We start from the raw sequence: 16850 nt of genomic DNA, 5'->3' as shown, positions 1-16850 counted from the left end.
TTTGGTTTGGGTAGTAGAAAAAAAGATTTCAGGAAAATATTGAACGTCAGTTTTCATTCGGAAAATATCCCAGAAGAGATTTTTCATCCTAAAAAATGTTAAATGAGGTGATTAACAGTGATTTATTTCAGGGCAGGACAAAGATGCAGATCCAAAAACAGATACGTTATTCTTAAGATTCTTGACAAGAAAAAATCAAGTTTAATTCAAAAAAGTGGAAATCTCAAGGATAGTATTTAATCAAACCTGGTATTTCTCCTGCTGTAAGTATTCTGTTGCTGTACAGCCGGTAACCTGTTTAAATACTCTGTTAAAACTTGCCTGATATGCAAATCCTGCTTTCTGGTAAATGAATGCAATCGTAAAATTTTTATGTTCCAAACGGTCAAAATCATCAAGAACCTGTTTGATTCTATAGCTGTTCAGCAGATTGTAAAAGTTTGTATTTCCTTTTTCTTTTAATGTTCTGGAAAGATAAGTGCGGTTGGTACAAAGGATCTCGGCAAACTGATTAAGAGAAAAATTAGGGTCCTGCCACAGTTTTTTTTCTTCGAGACAGGAAATAGCTTTTTGATAAAGTTCTTCGAATTTATCAGAAGTTACCGATTCAGGGGCATCAGGGTTTTCATGATTAATGTCTGTTGTTTTTACCGTGAATGTCTGCATAAGAGAAGGCTTTTTATCTTCATTTTGTGATTTTATGGCTTCATCTTCCTTTATTTTATGAAATATTTTAATGTAATAAAGATTAAAGCATACACAGAATAGAACAGTAACAAATGTAGATATACTTTGAATAAGATCTTCGGTCTTGCTGAGTTTAAGGGGATGTGAAATGTTAAAATACTTACTTATCAGGAAAGGACTAAGAAAAGAAATAACTATATAGATAGACCATAAAAGCATGATTTTGATATTATAATGGTAATTTAAAAGTAAAAAAATAGGAATATAATAAAGAGCCTGTATTAAAATTGAATTGTATAGAAGATAAAAGCTATACTGAAGGATTGAGTAGGCGAATATATATATGGTTGAAAGGAATTTAAAACTTAGATTTTTTTTTAAGCCTAGAGTCCCTCCAAATAGTACACATAGAAAAAATAAAAAAATGAGTAAATGTCCTATGCCTTCAGGATCTACGATATAATAGAAGGCTCCCATAAATAAATGAAACGGAGCGGTAAATAAAATAAAATTTTTCATAAACTCCTTTTCCTTTTGGAGTAAAAGATTATTTGTTTGCATTTCTAAAATTATTACTAATTTTTTTAAAAAGACAATGAGTAGAAACAATGGTACAAATAAAAGCAATCAATTAATAAATTATTGTTTTTTTGTTTGAATCAATAATACAAAAATAGTTTTTGTTTTTATATGTATTTAATTGTTAATTATTGTTTTTTAGTTGTTTACTGTTTTTTTTAGTTTTTTTTAATCTTTGATTTAATGTTTTGTTATTAAGATTTTTGGTATCCTATAGATTTGCCAAATACAATCTTATACATCTGTTTTTTACATTGCTGTAAGAGCTTTTTAAGAAATAATTCTAAAAAGTATTGTCTGAAAAGTAACAAGATTTAACCCTTAAAATATTCAACAAAATGAAGAAAAATGCATTACTAGTTCTAATTTCTATTTCGAGTTTTTATACTGCACAGGTAGGTATAAATACACAAGATCCTCAGGGAGTGTTAGACATAAAGAACAAGGCCGGTAGCAAAAGCGGATTGGTTCTTCCAGTCGTTGATGACGCTAATAACACCGTTACACCATCAGGAAGCGCTGCTGCAGAAAGTACTTTGGTATACGACCAGACGGGTCAGTGTATCCGTGTAAAGACAGGTACCGGGTGGTCCAACTGTTTAATTGATCAGTCTAATGTGAGTATTACGGCTTTAGGAAGTACCTTTTGGGTTGCAAGTTCTTTTTCCACATTAACGGAGCCGCTAATGCAGAAAAAGTTTAGCGGAACTCAGTATGCTACGGTATTCAGTAATGCGGCGGATAAAGATTACTCTACAGGGGCAGGATATCCGGCATATGGTTTGGGAGTACCCGGACCCGCGGTAGCTGTATCTCCTGCTAAAAGAGTCTATAAAAGTAATATATTGACAGTAAGCGGTAGTTATCAATCCAGCATTATGATCAATACGGATGGAAAGATTTTTGTTACGGGAGTTAACAGTAATGGAAAATTGGGAACGGGAAATCTTTCAAATCTTGATACATGGCAAGAGGTTACATTAACGGGCGCCACCGCAGATGAGAAAGCAATACAGGTACAAATGTCACCTTATGCGTCCATTATTCTTACCAACAAAGGATATGTATACTCTGCAGGAGGTAATGTTTTTGGGCAGACAGGTCTGGGAACTGTAAATGGAAATACAACAAGTTTTACAAAAATACCCTCTTTAAGTAATGTAAAATCCATCTGGGGCGGGGATGATGTTGATGCCAATGATATGTTTACTGCAATTACAAATGATAATAAAATATATGCCTGGGGAAATTACAGTAATGCAGGATTAAGCTCAAGTCTTGGTACTAATGGCGTTAAATCAACTCCTATAGAAATTACATCTTCTTTTGCTGCAGCTACTGCATCTGGTGGTGTTGTAAAAAAAGTAATGATTGGTAATAATGGAAGTTTTGCGTTGCTAAGTAATGGTACCATATGGGCTGCGCAAGCAGTTGGAATTTCAAAATCTTATATCGGGCTGGGAAACACAACTTCAACTTCTTCAGACTTACAGGATATCACAAGTTATATTACAATGGCTGCAGGTGAAAAAATTGTTGATTTTGACTTTAGTGATAATGGCGGGGCAATTATAACCAATCATTATGTGTGGAGGTTCGGAATGGATACATCTTACAGATTTTCAAATGCCGGTGGACAAATTATGACCTGGGCTAAGTTAAACAGTGAGATATATGACGGTGACATTATACTTACTTCTCTTGATTTAGATTATTCAGGTTTGCTTATAGGAACAGACCTGGAAAACTCCAACAGAATAATAGTCTGCGGCTATAATGCCTATCGTCAATTGGGAACAACAAACAATGACAATATTTTAACTCCGACTTATGGCAGATATTAATTGCCATTATCAGAGCCTTTACCTTTAGTTCTTTATTTATAAAACACAATATCTAAATACTGCATTATATGAACAATCATTAATTTCGATTGTTCATATAATTTGTAGATCAGAATTGCTCTCAAAAATTATTATTGAAGTTATAATACCAATCTTATTCATGAAATTTAAAACTATAAATATAGGATCTTTGATCCGGCAAAGAGTGGAAGAATGCGGTATAGAACCGGAGCGCATAGGTAAATTCTTTAAATGTAATGAAGAAAAAATTGAAGAAATGTACCAGTCGGAAAATATGAATACGGATATTTTGCTTAAATGGAGTAAATTATTACAATATGATTTCTTCAGGATCTACACTCAACACCTTATTTTGTTTGCTCCTCAAAATGTAAATCATATTTTACATCTGAATACGGACCATTCTAAAATGCCGGAGTTCCGGAAAAGTATCTATACCAAAGAGTTGATTGATTTTATTTTGGAAATCATCGAAACGGGTGAAAAGAGTATGAGTGATGTGATTAATGAATATAAAATTCCTAAAACAACGCTGCACAGATGGTTATATAAGTATAGTAATAAACAAGCCAGGCCATAGTCTAGGTCAAAGAAAATCAATTTTATAATGGAAAAGATCAACTACCCCAATTATAATTATATCTACATGGATCTTATTAAAAAAAAGTTTCCGCAAAGAAGTGAAGAATTTAAGCCTTTATTAAAAAATAACCTGGATATTCTCAGTGTAATAAAGGTTAATAAAATGTTATTTGGTGAAGAAGACAGATCCGGTAAGCAGACCAGTCAAAAATACCGGTCATATAATAAGGAAGCTATCCTTAGAATTTTAAATTATCAGAAAGTATATGGTTTGAATAACACTCAGACTGCACAACATTTTAATATAAGTAGGAATAGTATAACGAAATGGAAAAGATTGTTCCGAAAATAATATTTTATGATTACCATGTAAAATATCAATAGATCCAGCTACAAAAATGACTTGAATGTATGATGTAAAGTTTAAAATTTTTATCCATGAATAATGACATCAGTTTTCGGACCTATGGTACTGATAACGGTAAAAGATCGTAATAAGAGTTAACCCCAGATCAAAATATCCTTATACTTTATAATGACAATATGTAGTCAATGATGAAAAAGGCTTTGGTAATGTTAGATAATGTTATTAGATTTATAATTAGTTCTGAATGACAATATTTTATACACCTCTCTAAATTTATTAATCATGAAAAAACAAATCTTTATCATTGCACTGTCTCTGGTAGCAATAGCCTTAGGAAATCAACAGGCTATGGCACAAAATTCAGAGCAGGTAAGTACATCAGTAAATATTATTTTATCGGACGTTATTGCAGTGGACATTGGTTCTGTTGCTTCAGAAGGCGCTGTAGATTTTAATTATGGGAATACAAATGACTATAATTCAGCAAAAAATGTGACCGTTCCCAATAGTTTAGTCATTATTTCCTCCAAAAATTTTGATGTAAAAGTAAAATCTGAGGGTACACACTTTGTAAGTGGTGCAAACGTAATTCCTGTAGATATAATACAGGTAAAAGCAATACCGGGCGGAAGTTTGGTGGGAACTCTGAATGAGGTTACTTTATCTGCACATGATCAGGTGCTGGTGAGTAATGCAAGTTTAGGCACCAAACAGTCTTTAAATATTGCCTACTCCATTTCGGCGGAAAATGCATCCAGGGTACTTCTCGGAAAACCACAGGGAACTTACACACAAAAAATAACTTATACTGCCACTGCATTGTAAGCAAATACCAATTTTTAAATAAAAAGGCCTCAATACTACAAAAGTATTGAGGCCTTTCATATTTATCATATGAATAAACTGTGTAGTTATTTTACTACATGAACTTCCTTTTTCCACTACAAAGAAACTTTTATCACCGCTGTAGATTTGTAATGTTCAAAAGAGAACAATTAAATAAGAATAACAATTAAATAGTATTACCATGACAAAACAAATCGTAATCACTGCCTTCACTATTGGAGCAATGATATTAGGAACTAACCATGTTCAAGCTCAGAATACAACCGCAACCACAACTGTAAACATTACCCTGAATGATGTAATCTCTATCGATGCAGGAAGTACAGCAATTGGTAATACGGTTGATTTTAACTATGTTACTGCAGCAGACTATAACTCTGATCAGACAATTACTAAAGCCAACTCTTTAAAAGTTACTTCCACGAAGAACTTTAATGTTAAAGTAAAAGCAGGAGGTGCTAATTTTATGAATGGAACCAACTTAATCCCTGTCAATGTTTTAACTATCAAAGCAGCTACAGCTGCCGGAACAATGGGCGGAACAAAAAGTGCTGTAGTTTTATCTGCAACGGATCAAACCTTAGTATCCAATGCTCCTCTTGGAAGTGCCTTAACATTGAATCTGGACTACACTATTCCAGCGGCAAAATCCTCATCTTCTGATATTTTAGGTAAGCCAGCCGGAACTTATACACAAACAGTAACTTATACCGCGACTGCTTTATAATAAAAAAACACATCAATATATATGCCCTCAGTATTTTCTAAGTATTGAGGGTTTTTCTTTTTAAACCCAATGAATAATCCTGTAGTTATTTTACTACGTTAACTTCCTTTTTCCACTACAAAGAAACTTTTATCACCGCTGTAGATTTGTAATGTTCAAAAGAGAACAATTAAATAAGAATAACAATTAAATAATACTACCATGACAAAGCAAATTGTAATCACAGCCTTCACTATTGGAGTAATGATATTAGGAACCAAGAATGTTCAAGCTCAGAATACAACCGCAGTCACAACTGTAAACATTACCCTGAACGATGTAATCTCTATCGATGCAGGAAGTACAGCAATTGGTGGTGCAGTTGCCTTTAACTATTTTACTGCAGCGGATTATAATTCGGACAAAACAGTTGCCCAGGCCTCCGCTTTGAAAATCACTTCAACAAAAGTCTTTAATGTAAAGGTAAAAGCAGGTGGTCCGAATTTCGTTAATGGTTTAAAATCAATCCCTGTAGATGTTTTGACAATCAAAGCTGCAGCAGCTCCTGGAACAATGGGCGGAACAAAAAACGATGTGGTTTTATCTCCAGGAGAAAGAACCTTGGTAGCCAATGCTCCTCTTGGAAGTGCCTTAACATTGAATCTGGACTACACCATTCCAGCGGCAAAATCCTCATCGTCTGATATTTTAGGAAAACCAGCCGGAACTTATACGCAAACAGTAATCTATACCGCGACTGCTTTATAATAAAATTTCTAGTTGGTAAAGGTTCCTTTTGCTATGTTTTCAGTAGTTTTGGAAATCTTTTGTATTAAACTATTTACACCATGTACAAGCTTATTCACCTTTTCATTTTCTGTATCCTCACAGGCTTTTCTTCACTTCTGGCACAAAGTATCTCTATGTCGCCTACACGCTTGTTTTTCACAGGTAATCCGGGACAAAAAGTAACAAAGACAGTCACGCTTCAAAACAGTTCGGATAAGGATTATGTTTTTAACCTGAACTATAAAGATTGGGTTAGAGAAGAAGACGGTAATAAGGTTTATCTTGAAGCAGGCAGTTCAAAAACTTCGAATGCTTCCTGGGTATCCACCTTAGAAAACGCTGTAACAGTTCCTGCGAAAAGTACAAAGGAGATTGTAGTAACCATGCAGATTCCTGCAAACGCATCACAGTCTGCCGTCACAAACAGCATGTTGTTTTTCACCCAACTTCCTCAGCAGGCAGATAAAGCACGTGTTCAGAATGGTATTGGTATTATCACCTTATTTGAAGTGGGACTTCACATTTTTTATACTCCACCGGGAAACCATGTAAAAAGTTTGGATATTACCAATATTTCAGAGGCAGATAATGAGAGTACAGGGAACAGAAAAGTTGCAGTAAGCATCCATAATGATGGAAACACCATCAATGATGCCACCGTTGAGTTTGAACTCACAGACACAGACAGTGGTAAGGAAATAAAATTGCCTTCAATTGCTATCTCCATGCTTCCGGATACCAATCAGGTTGTTCAGTTTTCTTTACCAGAGAACATTTCAGGGAACTTCCTTGGCGTGGTTATTATCAAAATGGCAGAATCCAATGACTTACGCGTAGGCGAAAAAAACTTTAAATTTTAAAATTACGTTTTGAAACCACAGAATGGAATATCGTTATCAATCTTAAGAAGAACAATCTTATTTTTTGCAGTTGTTCTTCTGAACTTTTCGTTGGCCTTTGCGCAGGAAAAGAAAGATATTCAAATCCATTTTGAAAATGACAGTGTAGCGGTTGAGAAGGGTTCTACTTTTACTAATTTCCTGGTCATTGAGAATAAAAGTTCTGAAGAGATTATTATTCAGAATATCATACCTCAGGAAAACTATCCGGGATTGCTTTTCTATCCCAAAAATGACTTTACCTTAGGTGCGGGACAGTCTAGAAATCTTCCTGTGAAACTGATCGCCAATGTGGATTTTATGAAGCTGAAATCCAATGAGATTCAATTCCAGATTTCTTACACCAAACCAACGGTCACCAGAACTGAAAATGCCTCGTTCTTCGTTGCTAAAGGCGAGAACAAAAACATCGCAGTTTATACCGCCACATACGAAAATTTCATTAATCCTGCTTTACCGCAGTCCACAATTCTGCTGACTGTAGAAAACCAAAGTTATAGTAAACGAACCGTTAAGATTGATTTACAATCTATTCCTGATGGTTTGGAAATTTTACCAAAACAACAAACGGTATCGCTGGAAGGTTTAGAAAAACAAACGGTTGAGATCAAAATTGCGGTAAGAAAACAGAATACACTTTATCCTGAATTTAATATTAATGCAATAGTTACAGACCTGCTTGACAATAAAATTGTGGGAAGCAACACACTTTACTTAGTTGTTTTATCGCATAACAGACAAATTGCCCGGGGAAACGAAGCGGTGAGCGGAAACAATTTTGCAGAAATGAGCTATAATGAAAACAGTTCACGTCTTAATTTTCTTCAATTGAGGGGAAACACAGCATTTCGGGTGACTGAGAATTTGAAATCACACTTCAATATTGGCGCAGATTACTATCTTGAAGACGGCCGTTACAACCTGTATGATACCTGGCTGGAACTGGAGAGAAAAAATACGGTATTACGGGTGGGAAATGTTAATAGCAGCGATTACGATTACCCGGTTTTCGGAAGAGGAGGGAAGGTTTCTACCAAATTTGGTAAAAATAATCAGATTGAAATTCTCGCGCTGGAAAATAATTATAATCTGTATGGTACTTATTTCCAACAAACAGAAGGATCTACCATGGTGGGGGCAAAATATGCTTTTGGGAATGCTAAATCTTTCAATGGGAAAGTGTCCTATATTTTCGACCATGATCCGCGTCTTAACGTAGATACTCAGGTAGCGAACGCACTAACATCATTTTTTATTAACGATAAACATTCAATCCGTACGGAAGTGGGTGTGAGCCATGAAAAAGGTCTTTTGAACAAAGATGAAAACGCAGGAGCTTCAATGGGAGCCAATTACGAAGGGAAAATAGGGAAATGGGATATACAATCTTTTAATTCCTTTGCTACTAAAAGTTATGCAGGGATTAAACGGGGATCCTTTTTTTCAAATCAGCGGATCGGCCGCCAATTTTCTGCTTCTCAGCGCGCTTTCATACAATATCAGAATTCGCAGATAGAACCTGAGTTCCTGAGTTTCCAGAATGAGCCAGTTCAGCCTGGCAATACTGTTAATTTGCGTTATTATTTCAACAGTACAGAAGCTTTGGGGTTAGGGTATCAGTTTTCTTTAAGAAAGTGGAATTTTCTACTGTCTCCAAAGGTTGAAAAGCAAAAAACAGCTAATTTTTACACATCGCAGGAGCTTTTTTCTTACCGGTTGGAAGCCAATATCAGTACTACATTAGGTGCTCACGGATTGAACCTGACGGCGGAATATTCTTATTCAAAAGAGAATAATAAACCGGATTGGTTTAACAGTTTGAAAACAACTTTATCTTACAGATATAAATCATTCTCCCTCAACGGAACAGCTCAATGGAACGCAACCAGTGTCTTTGATTTAAATTCTTATTATGATGTAACCCGTAATTTCGCCAACTATAATGTTTATGCCTCATATAATTTCCAGATGTTTAATCATAATCTCACCGGATCTTTTTCAGCCGGGACTTTCTATTCGGAACTTTATAAAAATCTAAACAGCAATATCACCGGTAATCTGGAATATAAGATTTCGCCTTCCTGGTCCACCACAGGTTATTTTAATCTTTCAGGTTATAAATCTACGGCTGAATATGCAAGCAGTGGCAGCTATTACCAGTTCAGAGTGGGGATTAAAAAATATTTTACCACAGCTACGGCTCTCGGAAATCATAAAGTGGTGTTTCAGTTCTTTGAAGATAAAAATTTCAATGGACTTCTGGAATCCGGCGAATCGGTACTTGTTAATGAAATTGTAAAACTGGAGAATTATGTAGCGATGACGGATAAGAACGGAAAAGTAGTTTTTCAGAATGTACCCGAAGGTACTTACACACTGAAGGTAAACGAAAGTGCAGGTGCCCGACTGATGATGGATCCTGCTATTATGGTACATAGTAATATTAACCGCAAAGTGGGCTTGGTGAAAAACATCAGGGTAAGTGGGAAATTAACAGAGATTAAACAAGCCTATGATGTTTTGGAAACGGATGTAACCGGAATAGTGGTGTATGCAAAAAGTGAAGATGGAGTGATTTATACTGCCGTGGTTAACCAAAAAAATGAGTTTGAGTTTTTCCTGAAAGATGGAAAATACAGCCTTTATATTGAAAATGACAAATACAGTTATACACAACCTACCCAAACTATTCAGGTGACAAAAGAAGGGTATTCAAAAACCGTGGTTTTTGAATATAAGAAGAAAGACACCAACATTAAGGTGAAAAAGTTTTAAATTTAAAAGTATGAAAAAGATGAAGACTTTTCTAATAGGAATTTTTACCGTGTTCTGTGGGGCTACAGTCATGAAAGCTCAGGATGTGTACCTGTCGGTTCCTGACAATACTATTTTTAACAGGAACGAATTTACCTCAGTACCTATAAGGGTAATGACGAACGCCAACAGAACAAACTGGGATTATGCCTTTTTGGGATTATTTCCCATAGCTCCTACATTTACCTCTGTTTCCGGGCCAAATTTTACTCACTCTTCTTCCTCACTTACTTTACCCAGTTCCACTCTTCTGTGGCAATTAGAAAGTATGGGCGGACAGCTGCCATCTACTGGATTTTCAGGTTATTTGCCAGGTTTTCAGTCATTCAGTACAAGTGCTATAAAATGGTTTGAACCACCATCGATCAGTCTGGCGGGAGGATTCAACCGGGGAAATATCAATTTTACATTTAAAATTCCTGCCTCACAATTTACTGCCAATGCCTTTCGGGCCGGGAATTACTCCATGGATATCACTCAGAATTATAATGATTTCACACCACGTAATTTTAAAACAGTTTTAGTCATTCCTTCATCTATGCGATGGATCACAAACTCGTTAACAAAATACATAGAAATATCTTCTTTGAATGACTACCGCAATACCAGCACTCGGGTATGGGATTTGGGAAATACGGAAATCGCGCATACGGTCGATTTTAATTTTTGGGCGAAAGCTGCTTCCACAAACATTCAGTTTACTTCTTCTAAAGGTGTTCCAGGAACCAGAAATATAGCAAGCATTAAATTGGGTAGTAACGGATCCGGACTCACAACCAAAGCCTTGTCTGCCGATTTTCAAAATTTTTCCGCTGCTAATTTCAGTGTTGTAGCGGGAAACAGAAGCAACTTCATTCCGGAGCTTTATGTATCTGCGGATGATTTTAAAAACTTTTTTTTTGAAGCCGGAACTTACACGTTTGAATTGAACTTCAATGCCAGAAGTACAGATAACTCAATTAACAGTTTGCAAAATACAGCTGTTCAGCTAAAGGTGCTTCCTCTGTCGGAGATCACCATCCCCGGTTCAGGACGCAATGTAAACTTCAATTTTAATACTGCAGCCCATTACACTGACGGTCAGTCACAAATGATTCCCAACCAAATTATGTTGTCTAATAATGAAAATTTTGAGCTGTATGTAAAATCGGACGAAAATTATTTCAAGAAAGGCGGTCTGCAGACCAGCATTAATTCAAATATTTTACAAATTGGCGTGGATGGAAGTTCTGTAAATGTTCCCTTATCCAAAACGCCTCAAAAACTCCTCTTTAACGGAACACCGGTTTTGGACCGCAGACTGAACGTAAGATACACCATATCACCTGCGGGTGCACAAAGTTTGGTTGGTAAGGAAAATACCACTTACTCTATCAATGTTTATTACAGCTTTACGGCAATCTAACAATACTTTTTGAAAATGAATCCTCTTATTGGCTGATGAAAAATTCCTTCATCAGTATAAATAAGGTGAATGCCTTCCAATAATTCGTTTTCTGACAGCATTTTATGGCTGTGGTTTCATCATGTAATTGTCGGAAAATACAAAACTGGCCAAAAGATTTCCTGAAGTATCGCCATAAATACGTTGTCTTACTTTGATGATTTTTCCTTCATCAAACCCCTATATTTTCAATATCTGTAGATGTATTTTGGTAGTCTGGCTATCAATGATTGTTACTTCAGGCTGCCATTTTTTATCTTGCATCATTCAGCTGTTTGTGATCAGTAATCTGTTGATGCTGTTCTATATTTCACCTTTTCTCTATTTTCGATAATACCGGTCAACAGTCTGCCAGAGTCAAAATTCTCATGGAATCTGACACAGTCATTTTTGTGAGATAAAAAAGGACATGTATTATTTCAGGTAAATCCCATTTGATTTTTTTAAAACTAATATGATATTTTTTTTAACTTGCTGCCTTCTGGAAGAAAGGTCTGAACTATATGTTTTTAGTTGCATTGAAGCAATATAACCCTTTCTGCCTTCTTTCAAAAAAATAATTCAAACAGCTTCTAAAACCGTGATACTTAATTTATGAATGATTTTATCAACGAACTCCAATTAAAAATCGAAAGACTGGAAAACGAAATCAATTTCAAGAACGGACTGATCTCGATATTGTCTCATGACTCAAAAGAACTGTTTGGAACTTTTCTGTGGCTTATAGAAGAGCTGGAGCAAAAAACTTTAAGTGAGGAAGATTTTTTTAAGTTGTTGCCGCAGATAAAACGCGATGCCCGGAAGAATCTGCAAACTACCCAGGACAGCATTGCCTGGCTAAAAACACAATACGGTGAATTTAAGATTAAACCCGTTAAAATGATGGTGATGGATCTTTTTCACTATTTAGAAGAAAAATACGCTGCAAAATTAAAAGAAAAAAACATTAAATTTTATTTTAAAGGTGATCAGAATGTATGGTTTGCAAGCGATCGCCTGTTGCTCGAATATGTTTTAGACAAAATTTTTAACAATGCGCTAAAATACTCCTTTCCGGATCAAGATATTTATTTACAGGTAATTACGGAAAGTGATCAGATTGTGATTTCCATAATTGATTTCGGGACAGGAATGAATGAAAAGTATTTATCTGCGATCTACACTTATGATAATCCCATATTCCTGGGAACTGCGGGCGAGAAAGGAGTTGGATTAAGTTTGAAAATTGTAAAAAATTTTATATCCTTGCTTAATGGAAACATCCAAATCATTTCCGCTGAAAATAAAGGCACTACGGTTTCCCTTTTTTTACGTAAATTTATAGAATGATGGGTTTAAAAGTAAACATTCGCATTGTTGTGGCAGATGATCATGGTATTGTCCGAATGGGTTTGATACAAACAATCAAACGATTCAGACCCGATGCCATCATTTCAGAAGTAGAGGATTATAAATCGCTGTATAAATTAATTCTGAAAGAAGAATTTGATCTGGCCATTATGGACGTTAATATGCCTAATGGTACTGTTCAGGAAGCAATAGATTACATAAAAATTCACCAGCCTGAATTAAAAATTTTAATATTTTCTTCGCAGGATGAAGAGTTGTATGGGATGCGTTATCTGAAAATGGGTGCTGGTGGCTATCTCAGCAAGCTAAGCTCCACTGAAGTTATTGAGACTGCCTTAACGGCGATGCTCAGTAAGGGCCGATATGTAAGTGACAATATAAAAGAAGCTATTTTTTTAGAATCATTAAATGGCGCGGCAAAAAAATCTCCCTTTGAAGCGTTATCAGACCGCGAATTGCAAATTGCCAATAAACTTGCAGAAGGTCTTCCCCTCAAAGAAATTTCTAATCAGCTGAATCTTCATTCATCCACGATCAGTACTTACAAAAACAGGTTGTTTGAGAAGCTGAAGATACGATCTATACCTGAACTGGTGGAGATTCTCAGGTTGTATAATCAGTAAATATTCTATCAAAAAAATGATTGTGATTTAAAAATAAGTCAATTTAGTTTCCCCTGATTTTATTCTTGATCTCAAAACATCTGGATTATTTTGGAATCAAGAATAAAATAAATGGCGCCAAATGTCTTTAGTTGATGCCATTTGGTTTTTTCTCAGCAAGACGGGATTATCTTCAAACACTTTTGTAGATGATTTGGTTCGATGGAGCCAAATTAAACAAGAATTCCAAAACTTATTTTTATCAGATAATTTTGTTTAGTTTTTGCCTAATGCAATATAATCTAAAAACTAATAAAAATCAGCATTGAAATAGAAAGTCTTTATTTTGCTATTGTTGTCTTGTACCTGTAAATGAAGAGACATCAAATATTTAGTTAAAGATTAAGAAAAAATTTCAGAAATTTCTAGAGTTGACATTTGATTTCTCTTTAGAATTGATGTTGGAAAATCTCGGTGGGTTTCATAAATCTATCTATAAAATCCCTCCAATAAGCTTTTTCTTTCGTTTGTTTCAAGGTTGATATAGTCAAAACGTTTGTAAGAACAGAATGACCCCATATCTTTATCACCATTAATAAAAATTGCACCAATTAACACTACATATTTGCAGGGATAATTTGTTTTGCTTACCAAGGTTTCTATACGTTCGTCAATGGCTTCGTACATTACTTCAGTCGCTTCAAATATTTGGCTGTCGGCATTTTTAATTCTGTTAGCTTGTTTCAAAAATATTTGTTCAAGGGTATTCATTTGATAATCCAAATCGGTAACATTTCCTTCTTCAATTTGATTGTTCAATAGTTTGCCCAATGCGCCTTTTGCGGCACCACAACACGCCGAATTTGCGCTTTGTCCAATTCTATGTATCTCGCCAATGGTGCCATCTTTTGTGATACCAATATGAGGTGCGTAAAATACTACAACTGCACCATCTTCGGGAACGTGATGTGCAAAAGCGTTCATACCTGTTACACCTGCAAACGGATATCCATTTAAACCACCCATATGAAAAGGACCAAGCATTTCGTATGCTCGTGGCGGGTATTGTATGGCGTTTACATCGTCACAGCACATACTGTCTGCGTGCATTAGCTGTTTAGGTTTTAAGCCCAATTCGCTTTCAATAACATCTAATAACTTATTGATGGTATCTTCTGTTGTTTTTGCATTTGGGTACCATTTTTTTACCGTTTCTAAATTGTTCATTGTATATTTTTTTGTTTGATTAACGTATAATTTATTTTAAAGCACTAGATTATTTTGAGGCTGAATTGCGGATGGTAAATCTTTTTCTCCAAGCATTTCTCTTAAGTCGATTTCTATGTTTCTGGAGATTTGTGTTATAGGAATGTCATTGGCATTTCCTTCAAATGGATTTTCGGTACTTTCCCCAATTTGTTCCAAAACCAAAAATACCCATCCCAATATAATACTGAAAGGAATGGTAAGCCATACAATATTTTCCCCAAATTTCTCAATCAATTTTGAAAATTCGCCAATGAACCCCAATGGTAAAAGAATACAAAATAAGTTGGTAAAATAAATGTTGATGCTCGAAAACTGACGTGGATAAGGAAAGTTCTTAATTCTTTCGCACTTGCCTTGTTGGTCGTATAAATCTTTTAGTTGAATGACCAAATTGGCATAATAAAAATCCGAAATTTTACCGCTTTCATTCAGATTTCTTAAAACTGATGATTGGTCTGAAATAATTTGGGTTGCCCTGTTTTTGGTTGATAAAATATATTGTAGCTCATTCTCTTTTAAAAATGGTTTAAGTTCATCTTCTAAATTACTTTCCCATTCCGGAACTTTGTAATATTTCAAATATTCTTTGTTGTAGCTTTTTGTTTTGACATTTTCCCAGCTTTTTGTTTCACGCAATTGGAAACGCAATGCTGTGAGCCAAGCAAAATGACGATAAATAATCTCTTTATGCAAAGCCTTATCTTCTTCAGTACTGGTTGTTCTTACAAAATCTTTTACCATAATGCCGAAAGCTCTACTGCTGTTGATAATCGCTCCATAAATTTGGCGAGCCTCCCACATTCTGTTGTAAGTTTGGGTATTTTTAAACCCTGAAATGAAGGCTGTTGCAGTACCTAATAATGCAACTGGAACCCAAGGAATTGCCACCCAATTTAATCCAAAAAAATAGAATAATACGGTTGGAACAATGCTCAATAAAAGCATTCTGTAAATCTTTACCCTTGTCCACGGAATGAAATGGGTAAGTTTATAATGGCTTGATATGTTCATTTATGATTTTGTATTAGATGAAAACTTACTGAGTAAAATTCCTACTAAAACTACAGTGTAAAACTGCCCTGCAATACCTACGAAGGAAGTAATGAGCTTTGTAATGTGATGATTGGGTGTAATATCTCCAAAACCAATACTGGTAAAGGTTATGGAACAAAAGTAGACCAAGTCTGTATAGATTGACGCGGGAGAAGAAGTATCAATTCCCTTGAAAGATTGCGGATTTTGGTACATAAAATATTGAAGTAGAAATACCGAAATCTCTATCAATAACAAATAACCGCAAGCCGAAGCAGTGATAATGTCTGCATTGATGTAACTTGGCTTAATTAAAAACCTAAGCAATTCTAAAAACAGAAATGCAAAAAACACCACATAGTTGATGTTGAGAAAGGAAAAATACCAGGACACATCTTTAAAAAATGGAATACAAATTGGCAACAAAAGCACTATTATAAAATGAAGGTTACGAGACCAATGCCGCCAACTGTGTTTACCAGTATACATAAAAATACTACCCAAACCCAATACCAGCATATTTATTGGCCAAATTACGGTGGTGTAAAAATTTAAATCGGTAATGAATACGCCTATAAATAAATGCTGGACTAACGCAAATAACAGAAACTCATATTTATAGTTTTGCAATGTGCCAATTGTTTTATTCATAGCTATTTCGCTTGTCCAATGTCTAATCGATTAAATTTTCCTTCATCGTTGATGGTGAAATTGAAATAGGTTTTAAAATCGCCCCAACTTTCGGTATGAAAATTTCCAATGATGTCTTTGCCATTGTTACTTACTTTTTCTATGGTCGTAAATTTCTCGTGTCCACAAGCTTCTTTTACAAAACTTTGAAAGTTTCGGAGATTACCATCATCATATAATTTTGCATCGGCAGTAAAAAATGATAAAAATGTTTTGCTATCGCCACTTTGCCAAGCATCAAAAGCTTTTTTTACGGTTTCATTTATTAATTTACTTGTATCCATTTTGTTGTTTTTGTGAATTGTTTTCGTTTCTGTTTTTTTGGTGTT

At 35.1% G+C, this 16850-nt stretch carries 16 protein-coding genes; 11 read left to right on the top strand and 5 right to left on the bottom strand.

What is annotated here, in order from left to right:
- Positions 1 to 240: 240 nt before the first annotated feature.
- Positions 241 to 666 (bottom strand): helix-turn-helix domain-containing protein, encoded by a 426-nt coding sequence (locus tag C8D70_RS20770; RefSeq protein ID WP_181416104.1) that lies wholly within the window; start codon positions 664 to 666, stop codon positions 241 to 243.
- 938 nt (positions 667 to 1604) lie between these two features.
- Between C8D70_RS20770 and C8D70_RS07680 the strand changes: the two genes are divergently transcribed.
- From C8D70_RS07680 to C8D70_RS07630, 11 genes are all read left to right on the top strand, one after another.
- Positions 1605 to 3110, top strand: coding sequence for a hypothetical protein (locus tag C8D70_RS07680; protein WP_110366925.1), 1506 nt, complete (start codon positions 1605 to 1607; stop codon positions 3108 to 3110).
- 160 nt (positions 3111 to 3270) lie between these two features.
- A complete protein-coding gene (locus C8D70_RS07675) occupies positions 3271 to 3711 on the top strand; it encodes a transposase (RefSeq protein WP_110366924.1) in 441 nt (146 codons plus the stop codon).
- Between the two features lie 27 nt (positions 3712 to 3738).
- Positions 3739 to 4065, top strand: a complete 327-nt coding sequence (locus C8D70_RS07670; RefSeq protein ID WP_076597815.1) for a hypothetical protein — start codon at positions 3739 to 3741, stop codon at positions 4063 to 4065.
- Between the two features lie 297 nt (positions 4066 to 4362).
- Complete coding sequence (locus tag C8D70_RS07665; RefSeq protein ID WP_110366923.1) at positions 4363 to 4905, top strand: peptidoglycan-binding protein LysM; 543 nt, start codon at positions 4363 to 4365, stop codon at positions 4903 to 4905.
- Between the two features lie 202 nt (positions 4906 to 5107).
- Positions 5108 to 5653 (top strand): peptidoglycan-binding protein LysM, encoded by a 546-nt coding sequence (locus C8D70_RS07660; protein WP_076597813.1) that lies wholly within the window; start codon positions 5108 to 5110, stop codon positions 5651 to 5653.
- 201 nt (positions 5654 to 5854) lie between these two features.
- Complete coding sequence (locus C8D70_RS07655) at positions 5855 to 6400, top strand: peptidoglycan-binding protein LysM (RefSeq protein ID WP_110366922.1); 546 nt, start codon at positions 5855 to 5857, stop codon at positions 6398 to 6400.
- Positions 6401 to 6480: 80 nt separating this feature from the next.
- Positions 6481 to 7281, top strand: a complete 801-nt coding sequence (locus C8D70_RS07650; RefSeq protein WP_228402659.1) for an Fn3-like domain-containing protein — start codon at positions 6481 to 6483, stop codon at positions 7279 to 7281.
- Between the two features lie 9 nt (positions 7282 to 7290).
- Positions 7291 to 10095, top strand: coding sequence for a hypothetical protein (locus tag C8D70_RS07645; RefSeq protein WP_228408003.1), 2805 nt, complete (start codon positions 7291 to 7293; stop codon positions 10093 to 10095).
- A gap of 10 nt (positions 10096 to 10105) precedes the next feature.
- A complete protein-coding gene (locus C8D70_RS07640; RefSeq protein WP_110366920.1) occupies positions 10106 to 11539 on the top strand; it encodes a hypothetical protein in 1434 nt (477 codons plus the stop codon).
- Positions 11540 to 12172: 633 nt separating this feature from the next.
- Positions 12173 to 12907 carry a sensor histidine kinase gene (locus C8D70_RS07635; protein WP_110366919.1) on the top strand — a complete coding sequence of 245 codons (735 nt, stop codon included), beginning with the start codon at positions 12173 to 12175 and terminating at the stop codon, positions 12905 to 12907.
- Complete coding sequence (locus tag C8D70_RS07630; protein WP_228402655.1) at positions 12904 to 13551, top strand: response regulator transcription factor; 648 nt, start codon at positions 12904 to 12906, stop codon at positions 13549 to 13551. Before C8D70_RS07635 ends, C8D70_RS07630 begins: the two co-directional genes overlap by 4 nt.
- A 468-nt stretch (positions 13552 to 14019) precedes the next feature.
- Here the strand turns inward: C8D70_RS07630 and C8D70_RS07625 are convergent, their stop codons facing one another.
- The 4 genes from C8D70_RS07625 to C8D70_RS07610 are packed head-to-tail and all read right to left on the bottom strand — an operon-like array spanning position 14020 to position 16805.
- A complete protein-coding gene (locus C8D70_RS07625) occupies positions 14020 to 14757 on the bottom strand; it encodes a hypothetical protein (protein WP_110366918.1) in 738 nt (245 codons plus the stop codon).
- Between the two features lie 36 nt (positions 14758 to 14793).
- On the bottom strand, positions 14794 to 15810 hold the full coding sequence (locus tag C8D70_RS07620) for a bestrophin family protein (protein ID WP_110366917.1): 1017 nt from the start codon (positions 15808 to 15810) through the stop codon (positions 14794 to 14796).
- Positions 15811 to 16482, bottom strand: coding sequence for a potassium channel family protein (locus tag C8D70_RS07615; protein ID WP_110366916.1), 672 nt, complete (start codon positions 16480 to 16482; stop codon positions 15811 to 15813).
- Between the two features lie 2 nt (positions 16483 to 16484).
- Positions 16485 to 16805 (bottom strand): hypothetical protein, encoded by a 321-nt coding sequence (locus C8D70_RS07610; RefSeq protein ID WP_136523145.1) that lies wholly within the window; start codon positions 16803 to 16805, stop codon positions 16485 to 16487.
- Between the last annotated feature and the right edge of the window lie 45 nt (positions 16806 to 16850).

The sequence above is a fragment of the Chryseobacterium sp. CBTAP 102 genome, assembly GCF_003201365.1.
Taxonomy (GTDB): domain Bacteria; phylum Bacteroidota; class Bacteroidia; order Flavobacteriales; family Weeksellaceae; genus Chryseobacterium; species Chryseobacterium candidae.
Note: the sequence above shows the minus strand (reverse complement) of the source record. Positions and strands in the feature narration are given on the sequence as shown.